The 22,926-nt window shown below is 72.2% G+C and carries 19 protein-coding genes and 1 pseudogene; 7 read left to right on the top strand and 13 right to left on the bottom strand.

What is annotated here, in order from left to right:
- Nucleotides 1-342 precede the first annotated feature (342 nt).
- Together ABFJ78_RS21860 and ABFJ78_RS21855 are read right to left on the bottom strand one after the other, a co-directional pair.
- On the bottom strand, nucleotides 343-999 hold the full coding sequence (locus tag ABFJ78_RS21860; RefSeq protein ID WP_372668168.1) for a potassium channel family protein: 657 nt from the start codon (nucleotides 997-999) through the stop codon (nucleotides 343-345).
- Nucleotides 999-1,664 (bottom strand): potassium channel family protein, encoded by a 666-nt coding sequence (locus ABFJ78_RS21855; protein WP_436388194.1) that lies wholly within the window; start codon nucleotides 1,662-1,664, stop codon nucleotides 999-1,001. The genes ABFJ78_RS21860 and ABFJ78_RS21855 overlap by 1 nt, the downstream gene beginning before the upstream one ends.
- 93 nt (nucleotides 1,665-1,757) lie before the next feature.
- Here ABFJ78_RS21855 and ABFJ78_RS21850 point away from each other — a divergent pair, with 93 nt between their 5' ends.
- The 3 genes from ABFJ78_RS21850 to ABFJ78_RS21840 are packed head-to-tail and all read left to right on the top strand — an operon-like array spanning nucleotide 1,758 to nucleotide 5,566.
- Nucleotides 1,758-3,791 (top strand): APC family permease, encoded by a 2,034-nt coding sequence (locus ABFJ78_RS21850; RefSeq protein WP_436388193.1) that lies wholly within the window; start codon nucleotides 1,758-1,760, stop codon nucleotides 3,789-3,791.
- Nucleotides 3,788-4,975, top strand: coding sequence for a class I SAM-dependent RNA methyltransferase (locus tag ABFJ78_RS21845; protein WP_436388192.1), 1,188 nt, complete (start codon nucleotides 3,788-3,790; stop codon nucleotides 4,973-4,975). Before ABFJ78_RS21850 ends, ABFJ78_RS21845 begins: the two co-directional genes overlap by 4 nt.
- A 33-nt stretch (nucleotides 4,976-5,008) precedes the next feature.
- Nucleotides 5,009-5,566: a TIGR03086 family metal-binding protein gene (locus tag ABFJ78_RS21840; protein ID WP_436388191.1), complete on the top strand. Its 558-nt coding sequence runs from the start codon at nucleotides 5,009-5,011 to the stop codon at nucleotides 5,564-5,566.
- Here the strand turns inward: ABFJ78_RS21840 and ABFJ78_RS21835 are convergent.
- The 4 genes from ABFJ78_RS21835 to ABFJ78_RS21820 form a co-directional block, all read right to left on the bottom strand.
- Nucleotides 5,563-6,015, bottom strand: a complete 453-nt coding sequence (locus ABFJ78_RS21835; protein WP_436388190.1) for a hypothetical protein — start codon at nucleotides 6,013-6,015, stop codon at nucleotides 5,563-5,565. The genes ABFJ78_RS21840 and ABFJ78_RS21835 overlap by 4 nt on opposite strands.
- A gap of 2 nt (nucleotides 6,016-6,017) precedes the next feature.
- Entirely contained in the window at nucleotides 6,018-6,497 is a 480-nt protein-coding gene (locus ABFJ78_RS21830; protein WP_436388189.1) for a MarR family winged helix-turn-helix transcriptional regulator, read from the bottom strand.
- 73 nt (nucleotides 6,498-6,570) lie between these two features.
- Nucleotides 6,571-6,993: a hypothetical protein gene (locus tag ABFJ78_RS21825; RefSeq protein ID WP_436388188.1), complete on the bottom strand. Its 423-nt coding sequence runs from the start codon at nucleotides 6,991-6,993 to the stop codon at nucleotides 6,571-6,573.
- Between the two features lie 84 nt (nucleotides 6,994-7,077).
- Nucleotides 7,078-8,547 (bottom strand): aldehyde dehydrogenase family protein, encoded by a 1,470-nt coding sequence (locus ABFJ78_RS21820; RefSeq protein ID WP_436388187.1) that lies wholly within the window; start codon nucleotides 8,545-8,547, stop codon nucleotides 7,078-7,080.
- Nucleotides 8,548-8,797: 250 nt separating this feature from the next.
- Between ABFJ78_RS21820 and dxs the strand changes: the two genes are divergently transcribed.
- The gene (gene dxs, locus ABFJ78_RS21815; RefSeq protein WP_436388186.1) at nucleotides 8,798-10,714 is read left to right on the top strand and encodes a 1-deoxy-D-xylulose-5-phosphate synthase; all 1,917 of its coding nucleotides are present in this window, start codon (nucleotides 8,798-8,800) and stop codon (nucleotides 10,712-10,714) included.
- 287 nt (nucleotides 10,715-11,001) lie between these two features.
- Here dxs and ABFJ78_RS21810 read toward each other — a convergent pair whose 3' ends face one another.
- The 5 genes from ABFJ78_RS21810 to ABFJ78_RS21790 are packed head-to-tail and all read right to left on the bottom strand — an operon-like array spanning nucleotide 11,002 to nucleotide 17,824.
- Nucleotides 11,002-12,450, bottom strand: coding sequence for a purine-cytosine permease family protein (locus ABFJ78_RS21810; RefSeq protein ID WP_436388185.1), 1,449 nt, complete (start codon nucleotides 12,448-12,450; stop codon nucleotides 11,002-11,004).
- Nucleotides 12,447-13,805, bottom strand: coding sequence for an aminobutyraldehyde dehydrogenase (locus tag ABFJ78_RS21805; protein WP_436388184.1), 1,359 nt, complete (start codon nucleotides 13,803-13,805; stop codon nucleotides 12,447-12,449). The genes ABFJ78_RS21810 and ABFJ78_RS21805 overlap by 4 nt, the downstream gene beginning before the upstream one ends.
- Nucleotides 13,802-15,445: a thiamine pyrophosphate-binding protein gene (locus tag ABFJ78_RS21800; RefSeq protein ID WP_436388183.1), complete on the bottom strand. Its 1,644-nt coding sequence runs from the start codon at nucleotides 15,443-15,445 to the stop codon at nucleotides 13,802-13,804. The genes ABFJ78_RS21805 and ABFJ78_RS21800 overlap by 4 nt, the downstream gene beginning before the upstream one ends.
- A complete protein-coding gene (gene speB / locus ABFJ78_RS21795; protein ID WP_372668147.1) occupies nucleotides 15,442-16,386 on the bottom strand; it encodes an agmatinase in 945 nt (314 codons plus the stop codon). Before speB ends, ABFJ78_RS21800 begins: the two co-directional genes overlap by 4 nt.
- Complete coding sequence (locus tag ABFJ78_RS21790) at nucleotides 16,379-17,824, bottom strand: sodium:solute symporter (RefSeq protein WP_436388182.1); 1,446 nt, start codon at nucleotides 17,822-17,824, stop codon at nucleotides 16,379-16,381. Before ABFJ78_RS21790 ends, speB begins: the two co-directional genes overlap by 8 nt.
- A 97-nt stretch (nucleotides 17,825-17,921) precedes the next feature.
- Between ABFJ78_RS21790 and ABFJ78_RS21785 the strand changes: the two genes are divergently transcribed.
- Genes ABFJ78_RS21785 through ABFJ78_RS21775 form a run of 3 tightly spaced genes read left to right on the top strand, consistent with a single transcriptional unit; the run spans nucleotide 17,922 to nucleotide 21,252 of the window.
- Nucleotides 17,922-19,418 carry a PucR family transcriptional regulator gene (locus tag ABFJ78_RS21785; RefSeq protein ID WP_436388181.1) on the top strand — a complete coding sequence of 499 codons (1,497 nt, stop codon included), beginning with the start codon at nucleotides 17,922-17,924 and terminating at the stop codon, nucleotides 19,416-19,418.
- A 35-nt stretch (nucleotides 19,419-19,453) separates the two neighbouring features.
- The gene (locus ABFJ78_RS21780; RefSeq protein WP_364446280.1) at nucleotides 19,454-20,131 is read left to right on the top strand and encodes a response regulator transcription factor; all 678 of its coding nucleotides are present in this window, start codon (nucleotides 19,454-19,456) and stop codon (nucleotides 20,129-20,131) included.
- Entirely contained in the window at nucleotides 20,128-21,252 is a 1,125-nt protein-coding gene (locus ABFJ78_RS21775) for a sensor histidine kinase (RefSeq protein ID WP_436388180.1), read from the top strand. The genes ABFJ78_RS21780 and ABFJ78_RS21775 overlap by 4 nt, the downstream gene beginning before the upstream one ends.
- A 4-nt stretch (nucleotides 21,253-21,256) precedes the next feature.
- Here ABFJ78_RS21775 and ABFJ78_RS21770 read toward each other — a convergent pair whose 3' ends face one another.
- Together ABFJ78_RS21770 and ABFJ78_RS21765 are read right to left on the bottom strand one after the other, a co-directional pair.
- On the bottom strand, nucleotides 21,257-22,318 hold the full coding sequence (locus tag ABFJ78_RS21770; protein WP_436388179.1) for an alpha/beta hydrolase: 1,062 nt from the start codon (nucleotides 22,316-22,318) through the stop codon (nucleotides 21,257-21,259).
- Nucleotides 22,312-22,875 (bottom strand): annotated as a pseudogene (locus ABFJ78_RS21765) (histidinol-phosphatase); the annotation flags it as partial. The gene ABFJ78_RS21770 and the pseudogene ABFJ78_RS21765, both read right to left, overlap by 7 nt.
- Between the last annotated feature and the right edge of the window lie 51 nt (nucleotides 22,876-22,926).

Below are 22,926 nucleotides of genomic sequence, written 5' to 3'. Positions count from 1 at the left end.
GGGGCGCCCCCGGATTTCACGTTACCCGCAGGCACCGACAGTTTCGGCCGCCCGGAAGCGCAGGTAGGCCGCCGGTCACGACGTGAATGAGTCATTCACGTCGCCAGACGACAGGGTCCCGGCAAAGTCAGGTCAGCGCGGTCGATCCGGTCGCCCGCACGTCATGAACGGGTCGTTCACCTCGTCAGACGACATGAACGACCCTTTCATGACATCGCCGCGACGCCGGGCAGACCGCGCGGCCACGACTTTGCCGGGACCCTGTCGCCAGACGACATGAATGACTCATTCATGTCGTCCGAACGGCCCCGTCACCCACCCCGGGGCACGTCCGAACGACCCTCAGTACCCCAACGCCGTCCGAATCTCCGGCTCCACATCCGCCGTCGCGACGAACAGCAACTCGTCCCCCGGCTCGAGCGGGTCCTCCGGCTGCGGCACGATCACCCGGTCGCCCCGCAGGATCGTCACCAAAGCGGCATCCCGGGGCAACGTCAGCTCGCTCACCGGCTTGCCGGCCAGCGGCGTCTCCGCCGGCAGCGTCAGCTCGACCAGGTTCGCGTTGCTCTGCCGGAACGTCATCAACCGGACCAGGTCGCCGACGCTGACCGCCTCCTCGACCATCGCCGCGAGCATCCGCGGGGTGGAGACCGCCACGTCGACGCCCCACGCGTCGGTGAACAGCCACTCGTTGGCCGGGTTGTTCACCCGGGCCACCACGCGCCGCACCGCGAACTCCGTCTTCGCCAGCAGCGAGACGACCAGGTTCGCCTTGTCGTCGCCCGTCGCGGCGATCACGACGTCGCACTGCTCGATCCCGGACTCCTCCAGGATCGACACCTCGCACGCGTCCCCGAGGACCCAGTCGGCCTGCTCGACGGTGTGCGGCTCGAACTGGTCGGCCTCGCGCTCGATGAGCATCACCTGGTGGCGCCCGTCGATGAGCTCGTTGGCGATGGAACGGCCGACGGCACCCGCGCCGGCAATCGCGACCCGCATCAGTTCTCGTCCTCCGGTTCGCGCTGCGCCACGCTGGTCACGTCGCTGACGGTGCCGGAGCGCGCGGCGACCCACACGTCGTCGCCGTCCTGGACCACGGTCTTGTTGTCGGGCAGCACCGGGGTGCCGAAGCGCATGATGAACGCCACCCGCGCGCCGGACGCCTCCTGCAGGGACTTCACCGAGTGCCCGACCCAGCCCTCGTGCAGCGGCAGCTGCAGCAGCGCGACGTTGCCCGACGGGTCCCGCCACGCCGACGCCACGCCGTCCGGCAGCAGCGTCCGCAGGAACCGGTCGGTGGTCCACGGGACCGTCGCCACGGTCGGGATGCCCAGCCGCTCGTACACGGCCGCGCGCTTGTGGTCGTAGATCCGCGCGACGACGTGCTCGATGTTGAAGTTCTCGCGCGCGACCCGCGCCGAGATGATGTTCGAGTTGTCGCCGCTGGACACCGCGGCGAACGCGCCGGCCCGCTCGATACCCGCTTCGATCAGCACCTTGCGGTCGAACCCGACGCCGACGACCTGCTGGCCGTGGAAGTCGCTGCCGAGCCGGCGGAACGCCTGCTGGCTCTTGTCGATGACGGCCACCTCGTGGCCGAGCCGCTCCAGCGCAGCGGCCAGGGACGCGCCTACCCGGCCGCACCCCATGATCACCACGTGCACGCCCTGCCTCCTCATTCGGCGGTTACCCGTCCGTTCCTACCCCGACATGCCAGCGCCGAACCTACCGTGCCCGGGTGCCGTTAGGCTTTCGTGGTGTCGAAGTTCCCGACCGTGCTGAAACGCCTGGTCCTCGGACGTCCGTTCCGCAGTGACAGGCTCGCTCACACGCTCCTGCCCAAGCGCATCGCGCTGCCGATCTTCGCGTCCGACGCGCTCTCGAGCGTGGCGTACGCACCCGAAGAGATCTTCCTGACGCTGAGCGTCGCGGGCCTGTCCGCGTACGCGCTGGCGCCGTGGATCGGCATCATGGTCGCCCTGGTCATGCTCGTCGTCGTCGCGTCCTACCGGCAGAACGTGCACGCCTACCCGAGCGGCGGCGGCGACTACGAGGTCGCCAACACCAACCTCGGCGGCAAGTTCGGCCTCACCGTGGCCAGCGCGCTGCTCGTCGACTACGTGCTGACCGTCGCAGTGTCCACTTCGTCCGGTGTGGCCAACATCGGGTCCGCCGTGCCGTGGGTGGCGCAGCACAAGGTGCTCGCCTCGATCGTCATCGTCGTCGTGCTGACGTCGCTGAACCTGCGCGGCATCCGGGAGTCGGGGAAGGCCTTCGCGATCCCGACGTACGGGTTCATCCTGGGCATTCTGGTCATGGTCGCGTGGGGCCTGGTCCAAGCGGCCACCGGCACCGAGATGAAGGCCGAGAGCGCCGGCTTCACGCTGAACGCCGAGGGGACTTTCGCGGGCGTCGCGTACGCGTTCTTGGTGTTGCGGGCGTTCTCGTCCGGCGCGGCGGCGCTGACCGGGGTCGAGGCGATCAGCAACGGCGTCCCGGCGTTCCAGAAGCCCAAGTCGAAGAACGCGGCGACGACGCTGCTGATGATGGGCCTGCTCGCGGTCACCATGCTGGTCGGCATCATCACGCTCGCGTCGATCACCGACGTCAAGTTCGCCGAGGACCCGGCGCGGCAGCTCGCCGGCGCGCCCGCGGGCTACGAGCAGAAGACGATCGTCGCGCAGATCGCGCACGCGGTGTTCGCCGACTTCCCGCCGGCGTTCTACTACATCTCCTTCTCCACCGGCATCATCCTGCTGCTGGCCGCGAACACCGCGTTCAACGGCTTCCCGGTGCTGGGCTCGATCCTCGCGCAGGACCGCTACCTGCCGCGGCAGCTGCACACCCGCGGCGACCGGCTCGCGTTCTCCAACGGCATCCTGTTCCTGGCGGCGTTCGCGCTGGTCCTGATCATCGCGTTCGACGCCGAGGTCACCCGGCTCATCCAGCTCTACATCGTGGGCGTGTTCGTGTCGTTCACGGTGAGCCAGGCCGGCATGATCCGGCACTGGAACCGGTTGCTGGCCAAGGAAACCGACCCGGGCGTGCGGCGGCGGATGCGGCGCTCGCAGACGGTCAACGCCATCGGCCTGACCATGACCGCGACCGTCCTGGTGATCGTGCTGATCACCAAGTTCCTGCTGGGCGCGTGGATCGCGATCGCCGCGATGGTGGCCATCTTCGCGTTGATGACGGCGATCCGGCGGCACTACGACCGCGTCGCCGACGAGCTGAAGGAGCTCGGCGACACCCCGACCGTGCTGCCGTCGCGCAACCACGCGATCGTCCTGGTGTCCAAACTGCACCGGCCGACGCTGCGCGCGCTGGCCTACGCGAAGGCGATGCGCCCGGACGTCCTCGAGGCCGTGACGGTCAATGTGGACGACGCGGACACCCGCCGGCTCACCGCCGAGTGGGACGCGCACAACTTCAAGGTGCCGCTGAAGGTCGTCGAGTCGCCCTACCGCGAGATCACGAAGCCGGTCCTCGACTACGTGAAGCGCGTGCGCGGCGACAACCCGCGCAACGTGGTCACCGTGTTCATCCCGGAGTACGTGGTCGGGCACTGGTGGGAGCAGGTGCTGCACAACCAGAGCGCGCTGCGGCTCAAGGGCCGCCTGCTGTTCCAGTCCGGCGTGATCGTGGCGAGCGTGCCGTGGCAGCTGGAGTCGTCGGCCAAGGCGGCCGCGCGCGTCCGGAACGAGCGGCCCGCGGCCGGCGACGTCCGCCGCGGCTTCTCGCCCAACGGCAAGCCGGTCGCGGCGCCGAAGCCCAAGGAGCCCGCCGAATGACGAGCTGGCTGGGCCGGGTCCTCGAGGTGGAGGTCGGCGCGGTGGCGCACGGCGGCCACTGCGTCGCCCGCGCCGAAGGCCGCGTCGTGTTCGTCCGGCACGCGCTGCCGGGCGAGCGCGTCCGCGTCGAGGTGACCGAGGACAACGGCGGGTCGTTCTGCCGCGGCGACGCCGTCGAGGTGCTCTCGGCCTCGGAGTTCCGGGTCGAGCCGCCGTGCCCGCTCGCGGTGCCCGGCGGCTGCGGCGGCTGCGACTGGCAGCACGCCGACCCGGAGTACCAGCGTTCGCTCAAGGCGGCGGTGGTGGCGGAGCAGCTGCAGCGGCTGGCCGGCATCGAACGCGAGGTCGTCGTCGAGGCCTTCGAGGGCGGGCCGCTGGACTGGCGCAGCCGCGTGCGGCTGGTCGCCGACCGGGAGGGGCGCGCGGGGCTGCGCGCGCACCACAGCCACCGGGTGGTGGCCCTGGACGACTGCCCGATCGCGGTGCCCGGCGCGCTCGACGACGTCCTGGCGCGGCGCTGGCGGCCGGGCAGCGAGCTGGAGGTCACCAGCGACGGCGACGGCGCCGTGCACGTGCGGGAGCTGTCGACCGTGCGCGGCAAGGTCCGGGCGCGGCAGCTGGCCGGTGGGGTGGCGGTGCAGCACGCGGCGGGCCGCGACTGGCACCTCGACGCGCACGGTTTCTGGCAGGTCCACCCGGACGCGGCGCCCACGCTGGCGGCGGTCGTGGGGGAGTGGGCCGAGGCCCCGGCCGGCGGCACGGCCTGGGACCTCTACGCGGGTGTCGGGCTGTTCGCGTCGGTGCTGGCCGCGCAGGTCGGCTCGGCGGGCCGGGTGCTGGCGGTCGAGTCCGGGCGGCGTGCGGTCGCCGACGGGGAGAAGAACCTCGCGGACCTGCCCCAGGTGTCCTGGCAGGCGGGGCGGGTGGAGCACGTGCTGGCGTCGGCGGCCAAGCCGGTCGACGTCGTGGTGCTGGACCCGCCGCGCAAGGGCGCGGGCAAGGCGGTCGTGGAGTCCATCGTGGCGGGTTCACCCGATCGGATTGTGTACGTCGCCTGCGATCCGGCGGCTCTGGCCCGTGACCTGGCGTTCTTCTCTTCGCACGGGTACTCGCTGACGGATCTGCGGGCGTTCGACGCCTTCCCGATGACCCACCACGTGGAGTGCGTGGCGCTGCTGTCCTGAGGTTTTGTCGGTGGTGGCCGTCACACTGCTCGCATGACTCCACTCGAGGAATTCGACCTGGCGGCTTCGACGGTGACCGGCTTGGTTTCCGGCATCTCGGTTTGGGACGCGCCCACGGCGTGCGCGGACTGGGACGTGCGCGCGGTGGTGAACCACTTGGCGCACGGCAACGCGAAAGTGGCGTTCTGGGCGGGCATGGGCCCACCGGCCCCGGACGGCGACTACCTGGGTTCCGCGCCGGTCGAGGCGTTCACGGCCTCGGTGGCGGCGGCTCGGTCCGTGCTGGCGTCGCCCGGGTTGTTCGAGCGGAAGGTGACGACTCCGCTCGGCGAAGTGCCCGGGGTGTTCCTGGTGCACATGCGGGTCAACGAGTACGTCGTCCACGGCTGGGACATCGCCGACGCGACGGGCGCTTCGACGGACTTGCTGCCGGAATTGGCGTCGCGGGCGCTGGCGCAGTGGCGGGCGCGGTTCGGTGACACGCCACGGCAGCCGGGCGGGCCCTTCGGGCCGGAGGTGGACGCTCCGGAGGGAGCCACGGCGGCGGACCGGCTGGCGGCGTTCCTGGGCCGGAAGGCGGTGAGCGCTTAGCGCCTGGCGAAGAAATCCCGCGACGGCCGCGGCGCCCACACCAGGACGACGACGGCGAGTTGCGCGACGGCGACCACCGGGATGACCGCGTGGAACATCGGCGACGACGACCACGAGAAGAAGCCGAAGGCGACGGACAGCAACTGGGAGACGGTGGTGAGCCGGCGCGTCCACGGCCGGCCCGACGCCGGCTTGACGGCGAGGAGGGCGCAGAGCAGGAGCAGCAGGCCGTGGAAGACGGCGCCGGAGACCACGGCGATGTCGGCCGACCGGGCGACCTCCGCCGTGCCGAAGTCCGGGTGTTGCGCGGCGATCTCGTCGCGCAGCGCGTCCTCGCGGGCGCCCATGACGACCGCGACGACGAGGTGGCTGATCCCGACCAGGGCCAGCAGCGTCCGGGCGGCTCGGACGGGCTTCGGCGCGCTCGTCGTCCGGGCGGTCGTGTCCACGGTCAGTCCTCCTTCCCGCGGGCTCGCTGCCAGCGCGGGCCGGCCGGTGCGGCGGGGGCGTCGTCGCGGCGGGTCCAGGCTTCGTTGAGGCGGGTGATCAGGACGCGCGCGGTGGCGACGTCCTCGTCCGGCCAGTCCGCGATGACCCGCGCGAACACCGCGGCGCCGGCTTCGACGGTGGCGTCGATCTCGGCCTGACCGTCCGCGGCGACCCGGACCAGGAACGTGCGCGAGTCGGCCGGGTCCGCGTCGACGACCACGCGGCCTTCCCGTTCGAGCGCGGTCAGGTGCCGGCTGGTGGCGGAGGCGGTGAGGCCGAGTTCGGCGGCGATCTCCCGCGGCCGCAGCGGACCGCGGGCGGAGACGAGCCCGAGCACGCGGACGCGGGTCAGGTCGATCCGCCGTGAGATCCGCCGGTGCCCTTGGTCGATGAGCTCCATGACGGCCTGGGCCAGCGCGGCGGTCTCGTTTCGTTGCGGCATGAAACGACTTTACCGTGGCTGGGAATGTTTCGACCAGAGACTCGACTGGGGAGAGGAGGTCAGCGCGGTGGGTTCACGTGGCCCGGCGCACCGCGAACGCCGCCGCCAGACCGGCGGCCGTCATCGCGATGCCCGACACCAGCAGCACCCACGCCCCGGCGCCCGGCACCACGCGTGCCGCCGGCTGGATGCGGGTCACGCCCGGCAGCGTCACCACCAGGTGGCGCAGGACCACGCCGGTCACCACCAGCCCCGGCAGGCATGCCATCGCCAGGGGCTCGTCCTGGCGGCGGGCGAACGTCAGGTACGCCAGCGTGCCCGTGATCAGGACCGCCGCCGCGCAGACCAGGCGCAGGCCGAGGTCCAGTTCGGGGTCCGGCGTGCCCGGGGGCAGCATCCCCGGGTAGTCCGCCGTGCGCAGGGTCAGCCCGGCGATCACCCCGAGGCCGGCGATCCCCGCCGCCACCGCCCGTGGAACCCGCCAAGCACGCGTCACGCACGCAGCATAATTCGCCGGAAACGGCTTTCCGATCACCTTTTCCGCGCTGGGCCGTTCGGGGGATCCCGATCGGAGGACCGCTCAGCCGGCGAACCAGCGCTGCGGCGCCGGCCGGAGGTTCTGGTAGATGTGCTTGACCTCGGTGTACTCGGCCAGCCCCGTCGGCCCCAGCTCGCGGCCGAACCCGGACTGCTTGTACCCGCCCCACTCGGCCTGCGGCAGGTACGGGTGGAAGTCGTTGATCCAGACCGTCCCGTGGCGCAGCCGCCCGGCGACCCGCTGCGCCCGCGACGCGTCCTGCGTGAACACCGCCCCGGCCAGGCCGTAGTGGGTGTCGTTGGCGATGCGGACGGCATCGTCCTCGTCGGTGAACGTCTCGACCGTGAGCACCGGCCCGAAGGACTCTTCGACCACCGCCGACGACCCCTGTTTCACCTGGTCCAGGATGGTAGGGAGGTAGTAGAAGCCGTCGGCCAGAGCGGGATCTTCGGGCCGGCGCCCGCCGGTCCGCAGCACCGCGCCCTCGGCCAGCGCCGCCGCCACGTACGCCTCGACCTTCTCCCGGTGGGCCGCCGAGATCAGCGGCCCGGTCTCCGCCTGGGGGTCGAACGGGCCGCCCAAGCGGATCCGCTCCGCCCGGCGCACCAGCTCGGCGACGAAGTCGTCGTGCCACTCGCGCTGCACGATCAGCCGCGCGCCCGCCGAGCACACCTGGCCCGAGTGCAGGAACACCGCCGTCAGCGCGTAGTCGACGGCCGTCTCGAAATCGGCGTCGGCGAACACCACGTTCGGGTTCTTCCCGCCCAGCTCCAGGGCCACTTTCTTGACCGTCGCGGCGGCCGCGGCGGCGATCACCCGGCCGGTCGCGAGCCCACCGGTGAACGACACGAGGTCGACGTCCGGGTGGGACGCCAGCGGCGCGCCGGCCTCGGCACCCGCGCCGAGCACGAGGTTGGCGACGCCGGGCGGCAGGCCCGCCTCGGTGAGCAGCTTCATGAACAGGATCGCGGTGTGCGGTGTCAGCTCGCTGGGCTTGAGCACGAACGTGTTGCCCGCCGCCAGCGCCGGCGCGATCTTCCACACGGTCTGCAGCAGCGGGTAGTTCCACGGCGTGATCAGCCCGCAGACGCCGACCGGTTCGTGCACGATCCGGCTGATCGCGTCCGGGTTGCCGGTGTCGACGACGCGCCCGGCGTCCTGGGCCGCGAGCTTGCCGAAGTAACGCAGGCACGCCGCGATGTCGGCCATGTCGTAACGGCTCTCGACCAGCCGCTTGCCGGTGTCGAGCGACTCCGCGCGGGCGAACGCCTCGGCGTCGCGGTCCAGCAGGTCCGCGGTGCGCAGCAGCAGGTCGCCGCGCAGGTGGGCGGGCGTGCCGGGCCACGGTCCGTCGTCGAACGCCCGGCGCGCCGCGGCGATCGCGGCCTCGGTGTCCTTGGCGGTGCCTTCGGCGACCGTCGCGACGGGGGAGCCGTCGGCCGGGCAGCGGATCTCCCGGCGCCCGCCGTCGATCGCGTCCACCCAGTCGCCGCCGATGAAGAAGTCCGCCATGCCCCCATTCTCGTGGCCACGCGGCGTGACTGCCACAGCGACGGACGGAGACGAGGTTCACCCCGCGTGATGACGCCTGGTCGCGCTCCGCCTGTGACGCCGGACGCGGCGGGCGGAACCACCCTGGCGGGTCTCCGTAGACTGGGCCGGACGCGGGGCGTGCCGTGTCTTCCGGGGCCTGGCCCCGGACCCCGGCCGGGGGCAAGCCCCCTGGACCCCCGACCGCGGGCGACAAGCGAGGTGGAGACGAGTGACGTTGCTGGAGTCCTTGGAAGGACCGGCGGACCTGAAGCGCATGAGTGTCGAGGACCTCGGCGAACTGGCTGCCGAGATCCGGGACTTCCTCGTCGACAAGGTTCGCCGCGCCGGCGGCCACCTGGGACCGAACCTCGGCGTCGTCGAGCTCACCCTGGCGCTGCACCGCGTGTTCGACTCGCCGCGCGACGCGATCGTCTGGGACGTCGGGCACCAGGCCTACGTGCACAAGATCGTCACCGGCCGCGCGGAGGGCTTCGACCTGCTGCGCCAGACCGGCGGCGTCACCGGTTACCCGTCGCGCGCGGAGAGTGAGCACGACTGGGTCGAAAGCAGCCACGCGTCGTCCGGTCTGTCCTATGTGGACGGCCTGGCGAAGGCGTTCGCCCTGGACGGTGCCGGGCGGCACGCGATCGCCGTCGTCGGCGACGGCGCGCTCACCGGCGGCATGTGCTGGGAGGCGCTCAACAACATCGCCGCGCACCGCGAGCGCCCGGTCGTCATCGTCATCAACGACAACGGCCGCTCGTACTCGCCGACCATCGGCGGCCTCGCCGACCACCTCGCGGCGCTGCGCCTGCAGCCGGGCTACGAGCGGCTGCTCGACGGCGGCCGCGAGATCCTCAAGCACACCCCGGTCGTCGGCAAGCCGATCTACGCCGCGCTGCACGCCGCGAAGGCCGGGCTGAAGGACGCGCTGAGCCCGCAGGCGATGTTCTCCGACCTCGGCCTGAAGTACCTCGGCCCGGTCGACGGCCACGACCAGGTGGCGCTGGAGAAGGCACTGCAGAGCGCGAAGTCGTTCGGCGGCGCGGTGATCGTGCACGTGGTGACCGAGAAGGGCCACGGCTACGCGCCCGCGGTCAACAACGAGCACGACCAGATGCACCAGACCGACCCGATCGACCCGGAGACCGGCCTGCCGCCGGTGAAGGGCCCGAGCTGGACCGGCGTGTTCGGCGACGAGCTGGCGAAGATCGGCGCCGAGCGCGAGGACGTCGTCGCGATCACGGCGGCGATGCTGCGCTCGACCGGGCTCGACAAGTTCGCCGAGGCGTTCCCGGACCGCTGGTACGACGTCGGCATCGCCGAACAGCACGCGGTGACGTCGGCGGCCGGGCTGGCGATGGGCGGGCTGCACCCGGTGGTCGCGATCTACTCGACGTTCCTGAACCGCGCGTTCGACCAGGTGCTGATGGACGTGGCGCTGCACCGCCAGCCGGTGACGCTGGTGCTGGACCGGGCCGGCATCACCGGGCCGGACGGGCCGAGCCACCACGGCATGTGGGACCTGTCGCTGCTGGGCATGGTCCCGGGCATGCGCGTGGCGGCCCCGCGCGACCCGGCGACGCTGCGGGAAGAGCTGCGCGAGGCGGTGGCGGTGTCCGACGGCCCGACGGCGCTGCGCTTCTCGAAGGGCAAGGTCGGCACGGACGTGACGGCGGTGGAGCGCCTGGGCACGGTGGACGTGCTGCGCCGCCCGACGGAGGGCGCGGACGTCCTGCTGGTGACGGTCGGCCCGTTCGCGACGCTGGGGCTGGCGGCCGCGGACCGGCTCGCCGACCAGGGCATCGGCGTGACGGTGGTGGACCCGCGCTGGGTGCTCCCGGTCCCGGCCGAGCTGGTGGCCCTGGCATCGCAGCACAAGCTGGTGGTGACGGTGGAGGACAGCGGCCGCCACGGCGGCTTCGGCTCAGCGCTGGCGGCGATGTTCCGCGACGCCGAGTGCAACGTGCCGCTGCGGGATTTGGCGGTACCGCAGGCATTCCACGACTTGGGCAGCCGCGACGAGGTGCTGGGGCGGATCGGGTTGACGGCCCAGGACGTGGCCCGCCGGGTGACGGAATGGGCTTCCCGCCTGGGGTCTTCGGAAGCCTCGGCTCCGGAGAAGAAGGACGCCAACCGAAGCTAGACCAGAGCGCCCCAAGGCGGCCTTGGTTGCGTGTGACGCACCCAAGGCCGCCTTGGTTGCGTCTGACGCACCCAAGGCCACATTGGGTGCTCCTCCCATGCCCCACCACCACCCTCAACGGAGGCGCTCCGCGCCGCAGTGCGGATTCAACGCACCCGAAGGCCACATGGGGGCGCTTGGGGCTTGCACTGGGCCGGCGCTGCGATCTCGGGCGCCGAAACTGTCGGTGCCCGCCGGTAGAGTGGAAAACGGGGGGCGCCCCCGCGCGGGCTCGGGTGGGGCGGTGGTCAGGCCTCCGCCGGGAGCGCGGCGGTGACCGGAAGCGGAGCCGAGGCGAAGACCTCCGGTGGCTCCGGGAACAGCTTCACCAGCACCGGATACGCCACCGCCGCGGTCACCAAAGTCACCAGCAAGCTGATGTCCACCCCGCCCGCCACATCGCGCAGCGGCCCCGCGATCATCGGCGTGTTGGCGCACAACAACCCCAGCGTCGTCGCCGGGATCCATGCCGCCATCGCTCGCCAGTTCACTCCGTGCGCGAACCAGTACCGGCCACCGCGACGCCCTTCGTTGAACACCTGCAGGTCGTCGACGTCGTAGAAACCCCGGCGCTGGACGAAGCCGATCATCATGATCACCATCCAGGGCGACGTGCACAGCACGATCAGCGTCGCGAACGCGTTGATGCTCGACACCATGTCCAGCACGAAATTACCCACGAAGATGAAGGCCACGCTCAGCGTCCCGATCAGCAGCGTCGCCTGCACTCGGGACAGCCTCGGGAAGATCGAACTGAAGTCCAGACCCGTCCCGTACAACGACGTCGTGCCCGTCGACAGGCCGCCGATCAACGCCACCACGATCAGCGGGATCGCGTACCACAACGGGGAAATCGCCGTCAGGCCCGTGATGTAGTCGGCCGGGTCCGCGACCAGCGTCGCCGTCGCGATGCCGAAACCGAACGGCAGCAATGTTGCCACCTGCGCGAGGAACGGCGCCGTCAGCAGAGAGCGCTTGCTGTACCGCGCGGGGATGTAACGGGCCCAGTCGCCGAGGAACGCGCCGAACGAGATCGGGTTGGCCAGGGCCGTCAACGCCGCCAGCGTGAACGTCGGCCAGAACGTGCCCAGCGCGTACGTCCCCGTGCCCGCGTACGCCGGGTCGAACGTGCCGCCGTAGGCCAAGATGCCCAGCAGCATGATCAGCGTGCCCAGGACCACCGCGATCCGGTTGACCAGCAGCATGAACCGGTAGCCGTAGATGCAGACCACCAGCGTCGCGATCGCGATCACGCCGTACGCGACGCCGCGCAGCACCGCGCCGCCGTCGAAGCCGAACAGCCGCTGCGCCGCGCCGGCCACCGCGTCGCCGCTTACCCACACCGAAATCGCGAAGAACGTGATCGCCGTCAGCAGCGAAAGGAACGAGCCGACGCAGCGGCCGACCACGCCGAAGTGCGCGCCCGACGACACCGCGTTGTTCGTCCGTGTCCGCGGTCCGAACAACGCCATCGGCGCCAGGACCAGGCCGCCGACGACGACGCCGAGCGCCGTCGCCAGCGCCGCGTCGCGGAAGCTCAGCCCGTACGCGATCGGCAACGTGCCCAGGATGATCGTGGCGAACGTGTTCGCGCCGCCGAACGCCATCCGGAACAGGTCGCGCGGCCTCGACGTCTGCTCCTCCGGCGGGATCGGGGCGATGCCGTGCTGTTCGACCTCGGTGATCTTCTCGCTCATGCGAACCTCGTCATGACGTGCTTGACGCGCGTGTACTCGGCGAACGCGTACGCCGAGAGGTCCTTGCCGTGGCCGGAGTGGCCGAACCCGCCGTGGGGCATCTCGGCGACCAGTGGCCCGTGCGTGTTGACCCACACGCACCCGAAGTCCAGCTCCGCCGACACCCGCGCGGCGACGCCGAGGTCGCGAGTCCACACCGACGACGCCAGTCCATAGGGGACGCCGTTGGCCAGCGAAACCGCCTGAGGCTCGTCCGAAAAGGACTGGACCGTGATGACCGGCCCGAAGATCTCCTCCTGGACGATCTCGTCGTCCTGGCGCACCCCCGAGATCACCGTGGGGGAGAAGTGGAACCCCGGCGAGCCGAACCGCGTGCCGCCGGTCTCGATCCGCGCGTGCGACGGCAGCCGCGAGACGAGACCCTCCACGCGCGAGAACTGCGCCGCGCTGTTCAACGGCCCGTAGTCGACGCCCGGCGTCTGTGCCGAAGCGGCCTTCGCGAGCGAAGCGACGAAGTCGTCGTGGATCGACGCGTGCACCAGCACCCGGCTGCCCGCGGTGCAGTCCTGACCCGCGTTGTAGAACGCGGCGCCCACGATGCCTTCCACCGTCGCAGCGAGATCGGCGTCCGGGAAGACCAGCAACGGCGCGTTGCCACCGAGTTCCAGGTGCGTGCGCTTGAGGTCGGCGGCCGCCACGGTGGCGACGTCGATGCCCGCCCGCGTCGACCCGGTGATCGAGACCAGGTCCGTAAGGGGATGGCGTACCAGCGCCCGGCCGGTGTCGCGGTCGCCGGTCAGCACGGTGAACGCCCCCGGAGGCAGGAACTCCGCGGCCACCTCGGCCAGCAGCACGGCCGTCGACGGGGTCGTCTCGGCCGGCTTGAGCACCACCGTGTTGCCCGCCCCCAAGGCCGGCGCGATCTTCCAGACCGCCATCATCAGCGGGTAGTTCCACGGCGCTATCTGCGCGCAGACGCCGACCGGCTCGCGGCGGATCACCGACGTGTGGCCCGGCGCGTACTCGCCGGCCGCGGTGCCCTCCAGGTGCCGCGCGGCGCCGGCGAAGAACCGCAGCGCGCTCACGCACTCCGGGATCTCCTCGTCCAGGACGACCGACCGGATCTTGCCGGTCTCGCGCACCTCCAGGTCGGCGAACTCCGACGCCCGGACCTCCAGCGCGTCGGCGATCTTCAGCAGCGCCAGCTGCCGCTGCGCCGGGGTGCTTCGGCGCCACACCGCAAACGCTTGCGCAGCCGATTCGAGCGCGTTGTCCACATCGGACTGCGACGCGACGGCGCTGGTGCCGAAGACCTCGCCGGTCGCCGGGTCGGTCAGGTCGAGCGTGCGGGTCATGCCTGCTCCAGGTGGGTCGGCGCGAACAGCTTCAGCAACGCGGGGAGGACGACGACGGACGGACCCGGCGTGCGCAGCGCCTCGGCGAGGTCCGTGCCCACGGTGTCCAAAGAGGAGAGACGCGCGGGGACGCCGAACGAAGAGGCCAGCGCCACGAAGTCGGGCCGGGCCAGCTCGGTCGCCGTCGTCTGGCCGAACGCGTCCGTGAGGTACTCGCGCAGCACGCCGTAGCCGCCGTCGTCGATGATCAGCCACGTGACGTCGAGGCCGTGCTGCACCGCCGTGGCCAGCTCGGCGACGCCGTACATCGCGCCGCCGTCACCCGACACGGCGAGCGCCGGACCGCCGGCCGCCGCGCCGCCGAGCGCGCCCGGCAGGCCGTAGCCCAGCCCGCCCGCGCCCTGCGCCGTGTGGATCGGCGCGCCCTCGGGGTTCCACGCCGACCAGGCCCAGTACGCGGCGATCGTCATGTCCCAGAACGTCTGCGTCCCCTCGGGCAGCGCCGCGCGGATGTCGTCGATCAGCTTCCGTTCGGTGGCCAGGTCCTGACTGTCCAAACGCGACTCGACGCGCACGAGCAGCCCGGAGACCGCCTTCTCGGCCCGGCCGTCGGACGCCCGCATCGGCACCTGCTCCAGCAGCGCCTGCAGCGTGAGCCGCACGTCGGCGTGGATGCCCAGGCCCGGGTAGTTCGACTCCAGCTTGCCGAGGTCGGCCTCGACCTGGATCACCCGGCCGCGCGGCGCGAACTCACGGTAGTTGCTGGACAGCTCGCCGAGCCCGGAACCGAGCACGAGCAGCACGTCGGCGTCCGCCAGGAATGCCGTGGTGTGCCAGTCTTCCAGCCACGACCGCCCGGACAGCTCGTGGTCCCAGCCGAAGACGCCCTTGCCGCCGAACGTCGAGATCACCGGCGCCCGCAGCGCTTCCGCGAGGGCGGTCAGCTCGGCGTGTGCCCCGGACCGCAGCGCGCCACCCCCGGCGAGGATCACCGGGTTCGACGCCTCGCCCAGCAGCTCCGCCGCCGCGGTGACCAGCTCGGGCAGCGGTTCCAACGGCGGGGGAGAGGCCGACACCGACGTGATCGGCGGGACTCCGGCCGGGCCGAGCAGCACGTCCTGGGGGATCTCGACCCACACCGGGCCGTAGGGCGCGGTCGCGGCCGACGTCCACGCTTCCCGCAACGCCGAAGGAATCTGGCTCGCCCGCCGTACGACGTGCACCGACTTGACGACGTCCCGGAAGCTCGCCTGCTGGTCGGTCAGCTCGTGCAGGTAGCCGTGCCGCCCGCCGCCGAGCCCGGCGACCGGGATCTGGCTGGAGATCCCGAGCACCGGCACCGAAGCGGCGCGGGATTCCTGCAGCGAAGCCAACGTCAGCAATGCACCAGGGCCGGTCGACACGACCAGGGGCGTCACCGGCACCGGCCCGTCCGGGTTCGCCGCGAGCCGGGCGCGGGCGTGCCCGTCGGCGGCGAACGCGAGGTTGTTCTCGACGCGCCCGCTGATCACGCGCAGGTCGTCGGCCCGCCGCAACGCTTCGAACAGGCCCAGCGCGTGCTGGCCGGGCAGGCCGAACACCGTGTCGGCGCCCAGCGCCCGCAGCGTTTCGACGACGACGTCCCCGCCGATGCGCGTCATTCGCCCTTCCCGAGGGTCAGCAGGCTCACCAGGTCGTAGGCGACGTGGGAGGCCGCGATGGCGGTGATCTCGGCGTGGTCGTAGGCCGGGGCCAGCTCGACGACGTCCGCGCCGACCAGGTTGAGGTCGCGCAGCCCGCGCAGGATCTCCAGCAGCTCGCGGCTGGTCATCCCGCCCGCTTCCGGGGTGCCGGTGCCGGGCGCGTGGGCCGGGTCGAGGACGTCGATGTCGACCGAGACGTACAGCGGCCGGTCGCCGATTCGCTGGCGCAGCGCGTCGACGGTCTCGGCGACGCCGCGGCGCAGGACGTCGCCGGAGGTGACGATGCCGAAGCCGAGCCGGCGGTCCTCTTCGAGGTCCCGCTTGCCGTACAGCGGGCCGCGCGTGCCGACGTGCGACAGCGCGCTCGTGTCGAGGATCCCTTCCTCGGACGCCCGCCGGAACGGGGTGCCGTGGGTGTACGGCTCGCCGAAGTAGGTGTCCCAGGTGTCGAGGTGGGCGTCGAAGTGCAGCAGGGCAACGGGTCCGTGCTTCTTGGCCGCGGCGCGCAGCAGCGGCAGCGCGATGGTGTGGTCGCCGCCGACGGTCACCAGCCGCGTCCCGTCCGCCTGCAGCGCTTCGGCTTCCTGCTGCAGCGTCTCGATCGCTTCGCCGATGTTGAACGGGTTGACCGCGATGTCCCCGGCGTCGACGACCTGCTTTTCGGCGAACGGCGAGACGTCCAGTTCCGGGTGGTACGGCCGCAGCAGCCGGCTCGCCTCGCGGACGGCCGCCGGCCCGAACCGCGCGCCGGGCCGGTAGGACACCCCGGAGTCGAAGGGCACCCCGACGACGGCGACGTCGGCGCGCTCGACCTGGTCGATCCGCGGCAGCCGCGCGAAGGTCGCGAAGCCGGCGAACCGGGGGACGCGCGACGAGTCGAGGGGTCCGATGTTAGGCACTGGTGGGCTCCTGTTCCCGGTTTTCGATGGGTGTTTCCTGGCCGGCGAGGCGGCGGGTCCAGACGGAGAGGATGGTCTCGGAAGTGCGGGGCGTCGCGAAGCTGACGGCCAGGTAGACGACCAGGCTCGCGCCGAGGCCCCAGTAGATCGGGGTGTTGGCGTCGACGCCGTCGATGATCATGAACGCGATCACGGACACCGTGCCGGCCACCATCGACGCGTATGCGCCCTGCCGCGTGCCGCGCTTCCAGAACAGCGCGCCGACGATCGCGACGAGCAGGCCGCCGACCAGGATGTCGTAGGCGATGGTGAGCGCGTTGACGACGTCGTCGACGACCATCGCGATGCCGATGGCCAGCAGGCCGAGCACCAGCGTGGCGATCCGGTTGCGGCTGACCTCGCCGCCCTTCTTCAGGCCCAGCTTGGTGAGCAGGTCGGACGTCGTCGTGGTGGAGCAGGCGATCAGCGCGCCGCTCGCCGTGGACATCATCGCCGAGAGCGCGGCGGCCAGGACCAGGCCGCGGACGCCGGTCGGCAGCAGCCGCTCGACGATCGTCGCGAAGGCGTCCTGGGCACTGGCGATGTCCGGGTAGAGCGTGTGCGCGGCGGTGCCGATCAGGGCACCGGCCAGGCCGTAGACCAGGCAGTAGACGCCGGAGGTGATGCCGCCGGACGTCGCGATCGCCGGCGTGCGGGCGGTGAACACGCGCTGCCAGATGTCCTGGCCGATCAGCAGGCCGAAGGTGTAGATGACGAAGTAGGTGATGATCGTGTCGGTGCCGATCGAGGTGAAGCTGAAGAAGCTCGCGTCGAGCTTCTCGCTCATGCCGTCGAAGCCGCCGGCCGAGGTGATCGCCACCGGCAGCAGGATGGCCAGGATGCCGATCGTCTTGATGACGAACTGGGCGATGTCGGTGAGCGTGATCGACCACATGCCGCCGAGCACCGAGTAGAGGACGACGATCGAGCCGCCGACCGCGATGCCGGCCCAGTTCGGCAGGTCGAACAGCACCTTGAAGATGGTCGCGAACGCCAGCGTCGAGGTGACCGTCAGCATCAGCGTGTAGCCCCACATGACGACGCCGGACACCGCGCTGGTGCGGCCGCCGTAGCGCAGGTCGAGCATCTCGCCGACGGTGTAGACCTTCAGCCGGACCAGCCGCCGCGCGAACAGCGCGTGCAGCACGAGGATGCCGACGCCGATGCTGACGACCAGCCACATGCCGGAGATGCCGTAGGTGTAGCCGAGCTTGACGCCGCCGACGGTCGACGCGCCGCCGAGCACGACGGCCGACATCGTGCCGGAGTACATGAACCACCCCAGCCGCCGGCCGGCCACCAGGTAGTCGGACTTCGTCTTGGCGAGCCGGAGGCCGTACCAGCCGACCCCGAGCATCCCCGCGATGTACAGCGCGATCACCGCGTAGTCGCCGGTCACGGTGTCCTCCTCACGTCGTTTCGGGTCACCGTAGGTTCGCCCGCCACCCTCTCGGCATGGGATGATTCATCCCCATGTCGACATCGATGGGGATGAAATGACCCTGATCACGGATTCGCTGTCCACGGAGGTGAATGTCCCGTTACGGGACGTGGTCGGCAACCGGGAGCTCGCGCTCGACGTCGTCCCCGAAACGCTGCGGCCGGGCGCGCTGGACGCCCCGGTGCGCTGGGCGCACGTGAGCGAGCTGCAGGATCCCGCGCCCTACCTGCTGGGCGGCGAGCTGATCCTCACCGCCGGGGTCAACCTGCCGGAGCGGATCGACCGGTACGTGCGCGGGCTGCGCGACGCCGGGGTGACGGCGCTGGGGTTCGGGCTCACCCCGACGGTGCACGAGACCCTGCCGGAACCCCTGCGCCGGGCGTGCGCGCGGCGCGGGCTGCCGTTGCTGGTGGTGCCGTCGCGGACGCCGTTCCTGGCGGTCAACCGGGCGGTCTCGGTGGCGTTGACCGAAGCCGGCCAGCGGGAGCAGCGGCGGATCACGGCGGCGCGCGAGACGCTCACGCGCGCGGCGGGTGGCGGGCTCGGCGAACTGACGTCGTCGCTGGCGGCGGTGCTGGGGTCCTGGGTCGCCCTGGTCGGTGCGGGTGACGTGCTGGCCTCGGCGCACGACGCGCCCACGCCGCTGCCGACGGCGGTGCGGGAGCTGATGGCGACCGTGCGGGCGGGCAGCGGGATCCGGAGCGCGACCACCGAGCTGGCCGGCGGGTTCGTCGTCGTCCAGCCGGTGTACCCGCAGGCCACGGCGTCGCACCTGGTGGTCGTCGGCCGGTCCCGGCGGCTCGACGGCGCCGAGCGGGCGATCCTCGCCGTCGGCGCGGCCCTGCTGGGCCTGGTGGGCCGCGCGGGCTCGGACGCGGCCGAACTGGGCGCGGCGGCCACCGGGCTCCTGTTGGGCCGGGTTTCCCCCGGGGACGCGGCCCGGTCGTTGCTGGGGACGGAGGTCGTCCGGCTGGTCGCGGGGGCGGCCCACCGGCGCGGCCCGGACGAGGTGGCCCGGCGCCCGGACTGGCTGCGCGCGCGGCTGGACACGCCGCTGGTCTCGGTGCGGCCCGGGCCGTCGTTCGTGGCGGTGGCCGGCTCGGTCCCGCGGCTGGACGACCTGCGCGCGTCCGGCTGGCTCGCGGCCGTGGGCTCGCCGGTGCCCGCTGCCGGGGTGGCCGCGGCTGCGGCGGAAGTGGATCTGCTGCTTTCCCGGGCCCGTGCCCTGGGGCGCCCGGTGGTGGCGGGAGACTCGCCCCTGGATTTCGACGCTTTGGTGGATTCGGGTGCTTCCCGGGGGTTCGCCGCGAAGGCCCTGGAGCCGCTGGTCGCGCTCGACCAGGCGGGGGACCGGTCGCTGGTGCTGACGCTGCGGACGTGGCTGGCCCACCACGGCGCGTGGGAGCCGACGGCGGCGGAGCTGGGTGTGCACCGCAACAGCGTCCGGCATCGGATCGCCCAGGTGGAGAAGGCGTTGGGGGTCGATCTGGCGGACCCGGAGATCCGGATGCGGCTGTGGTTCGCCCTCCGCTGGTCGGCACAGCGTCCTTAAAGGGCACTCTCAGGAAAATATGGGATTGTGGGCTCGTGCGAGTTTTGGTAGTCGAGGACGAAGAACCCCTGGCCGACGCGATCGCCCGCGGCCTCCGCCGCGAAGGCATGGCGGTGGACGTCGCGCTCACCGGGGACGACGGGCACGAAAAGGCCGCCGTCACGCGGTACGACGTCGTGTTGCTGGACCGGGACCTGCCCGGGATGTCCGGGGACGAGCTGTGCCGGGAGATCGTCGCCTCCGGGGAACTCACCCGGGTGCTGATGCTCACCGCGAGCAGCTCGGTGTCCGACCGCGTCGACGGGCTTTCGCTCGGCGCCGACGACTACCTCGCCAAGCCCTTCGCCTTCCCCGAGCTCGTCGCGCGCGTGCGGGCGCTGGGACGCCGGGCCACGCCGGCCGCGCCGCCGCTGCTCACCGCCGGGGACGTCGAGCTGGACCCGGCCAAGCGGACCGTGCGGCGGGCGAGCGGGCCGGTCGAGCTGACGCGCAAGGAGTTCGGCGTCCTCGAGGTCCTGCTGCAGGCCGCCGGATCCGTGGTCAGCAGCGAGGAACTCCTCGAGCGCGTCTGGGACGAGAACGCCGACCCCTTCACCACGACCGTCCGGGTCACCGTCATGACGCTGCGCAAGAAGCTCGGCGAGCCGGGGATCATCGAAACGGTCGTCGGATCGGGGTACCGGGTGCCGGAACCCGGCGCGCAGCGCGCGTGAACCTGCCGGGCACCCGCAGCCTCCGCGCCCGGATCACCCTGCTGGCGACCGTGCTGGTCGCCGCCGTCAGCCTGCTGCTGCTCTGGCTCGCCTGGACGCTGGTGCGCGACTCGCTGGACACCGTGCCGCAGATGCCGCCGGGCAGCACGGTCGTCGTCGACGGCGTCACGGTCGACGCCTCGACGCTCGCCGAGCACCTGCGCGTGCACGCCCGCAACCGGATGCTGCTGTTCGGGTCGATCGCGTTCCTGCTGGTGGTGGCGGCCGCGGCGATCCTCGCCTGGACGTTCACCTCCCGCGTCCTGCTGCCGCTGCGCGAGATCACCGGCACCGCGCGGCGGCTGTCGGTCGAGTCGCTGGGGGAGCGGATCGGCGCGGTGCGCCCGCGCGACGAGCTGGCCGTGCTGGCGGAGACGTTCGACGACATGCTCGACCGGCTCCAGGCCGCCTTCGACGCCCAACGCCACTTCGTCGCGAACGCGAGCCACGAGCTGCGGACACCGTTGTCGGTGATCCGCACCGAACTCGACGTCACCCTCGCCGACGACGACGCCGACGAAGCCGAGCTGCGCCGGATGGGCGGGGTGGTCCGCGACGCCACCGAACGCGCCGGGCAGCTGGTGAACTCGCTGCTGCTGCTGGCCCGCACCGACGGCGCCGGGCTGGGCGTCCGCGAGCCGGTCGACCTGGCGGTGGTGATCGACCGCGCCTGGCGCGCCGTCCGGCTCGAAGCCGAGAAGCGCGGGATCCGGGCGACGTTCGCGGTCGTGCCGGCGCCCGCGTTCGGCGACCCGGCGCTGCTGGAGCGGATCGCGGGCAACCTGCTGGAGAACGGCGTCCGCCACAACGTCGAGGGCGGCTGGCTGGAGGTCGTGACGCAGCCGGGGCCGCGGTGGTCGACGCTGCGGGTCCGCTCGTCGGGCGGCCTGGTGGACCCGGCGACGGTGGCGGAGCTGTTCGAGCCGTTCCGCCGGGCCGGGGTGGCGCGCACGGCCCGGTCGGGCGCGGGGCTGGGGTTGTCGATCGTCCGCGCGGCGGTGGCGGCGCACGGCGGAAGCGTGACGGCGGAACCGATCGTGGGCGGCGGTCTCGGGGTGACGGTCCACCTTCCCGTCCGGTAGGTGCTCAGCCGAGGGCGAGACCCGCGCGAAGCACGCCCGCCGCGTGGACCATGGCCGCGCGGGCGTCCGGGTCGATGCCCACCCGGTTCGCGAAACCGTGGAGCTGGCCCTCGTGACGTCGGTGCACGAGAGGGACCCCGGCCGCAGCCAAGCGGGCCGCGTAGGCCTCGCCTTCGTCGCGGAGCAGGTCGAAGCCGCACGTGGCCACGAACGTCGGCGGCAGACCCTCGAGGGCGGCGTCGTACAGCACCGACGCCCGCGGGTCCGTGTACAGCGCCGGATCTCCCACGTACTGCTCGCGGTACCAGGCCCATTCGTCCCGGTCCAGGCGGAAGCCCGAGCCGAACTGCCGGTGCGACTCCGACGCGCCGAGCGCGTCCGTCGCCGGGGTCAGCAGCAGGCTGAACGCCGGCCGGGGCAGCTCGCCGCGGGCCGCCGCGTGGGCCACCACCGCCGCCAGGTTGCCGCCGCTGCTGTCGCCGCCCACCGCGAGCCGCGCCGGGTCGATGCCGAACTCCGCCGCGTGGGAAGACACGTGAGCGAACGCCGCCACGGCGTCCGCGGCCGCCGCCGGGAACGGGTGTTCCGGCGCCAGCCGGTAGCCGATCGACACCACCCGCACCCCGGCTTCCTCGGCCAGCAGCCGGCACGCGCCTTCGTGCGTGTCGAGACTGCCGAGGACGAACCCGCCGCCGTGGAAGTACACGATCGCCGGCCCGGGAGCCGGGAGCCCGGCCGGCTCGTACCACCGCAGCGGCAGCGGGCCGCCCGGCCCGGGCCACGTCGAGTCGCGCGTCCGGACGCCCGGGCAGATCCCGGCCCCGGCCAGCGCCCCCGCCAGGTTCAGCTCCGCCCGCGCCCGCGCGAGGCTGCCGTTCCGGTGCGGCGCGTCGAACGGCGCGAACCGCGACACCCGCATCAGCATCCGCGCGGTCGGCACCGGCTGCCGCCCGTCGACGACCACCGGCCGGCCCGCGAGGACGCGCAGCACCGGCGAAGGCAAGCTCAGCAGCCACCGCAACCCGGTCATGATCGACCGGACGAGCAGCACTCTTCCGTTCAGCACACGTCCACGAAAATCGGGTTCGCGTACATCCACAAGTCCTCGAACGGGTTCGCCTGGCCGACGACGTCCGGCGTGGGCTCGGAATCCCCGTTCGACCCGCGGACCCGCAGAACGGCGAGCGCGCGTTCCGGACGGTGTGCCGGAAGACCACCCGCCGCCCGGGCGCCCACCGCGGCTCGAACGACTCGACGACCCGCGTGCCGGGCGCCGTCATCGTGTCGGGGTCGGCCACCGGGCCGGTCACCGGGCCCGCGATGACGTCCAGCCGCGCCAGCCGTGGCACCGAGCCGCCGCCGTTGGGGCGCGAAGCCAGCCGGGGCGTCGCGGTAGGCCCGCAGCTCGTGCGGCGCTACGCGGCCGTTGCGCAGCGGGTGGTTGATCAGCGCGACCGGCGCGTGGATCCGCCGCGCGCGTTCTTCGTCGGAGAGCCAGCGCAACGCCCGCAGCGCGAGGGCCTCGTTCGCCGGGCTGGACGCCTCGGAGTTCGTCAGCCGCCAGTCGAAGGTCCGCTCGAACTCGCGCAGCTTGGCCGTCTGCCGGTCGCCGGCCTGGAAGAACCGGCGCCCTTGAGGAACCGGCGTCTGTCGGTGGTCACGCGCGGACGTTGA

This window comes from Amycolatopsis sp. MEPSY49, assembly GCF_051337345.1.
In the GTDB taxonomy this organism is placed as follows: domain Bacteria; phylum Actinomycetota; class Actinomycetes; order Mycobacteriales; family Pseudonocardiaceae; genus Amycolatopsis.
The sequence above is the reverse complement of the archived record's forward strand: the minus strand, read 5'-3'. Positions and strand labels throughout refer to the sequence as shown.

Coding starts and splice junctions, on each gene's coding strand:
- ABFJ78_RS21840 (WP_436388191.1), top strand. CDS start 5,009: ATGACTCCACTCGAGGAATTCGACCTGGCGGCTTCGACGGTGACCGGC.
- ABFJ78_RS21800 (WP_436388183.1), bottom strand. CDS start 15,445: ATGACGCGCATCGGCGGGGACGTCGTCGTCGAAACGCTGCGGGCGCTG.
- ABFJ78_RS21860 (WP_372668168.1), bottom strand. CDS start 999: ATGCGGGTCGCGATTGCCGGCGCGGGTGCCGTCGGCCGTTCCATCGCC.
- ABFJ78_RS21830 (WP_436388189.1), bottom strand. CDS start 6,497: ATGCCGCAACGAAACGAGACCGCCGCGCTGGCCCAGGCCGTCATGGAG.
- ABFJ78_RS21845 (WP_436388192.1), top strand. CDS start 3,788: ATGACGAGCTGGCTGGGCCGGGTCCTCGAGGTGGAGGTCGGCGCGGTG.
- ABFJ78_RS21810 (WP_436388185.1), bottom strand. CDS start 12,450: ATGAGCGAGAAGATCACCGAGGTCGAACAGCACGGCATCGCCCCGATC.
- ABFJ78_RS21785 (WP_436388181.1), top strand. CDS start 17,922: ATGACCCTGATCACGGATTCGCTGTCCACGGAGGTGAATGTCCCGTTA.
- ABFJ78_RS21805 (WP_436388184.1), bottom strand. CDS start 13,805: ATGACCCGCACGCTCGACCTGACCGACCCGGCGACCGGCGAGGTCTTC.
- ABFJ78_RS21820 (WP_436388187.1), bottom strand. CDS start 8,547: ATGGCGGACTTCTTCATCGGCGGCGACTGGGTGGACGCGATCGACGGC.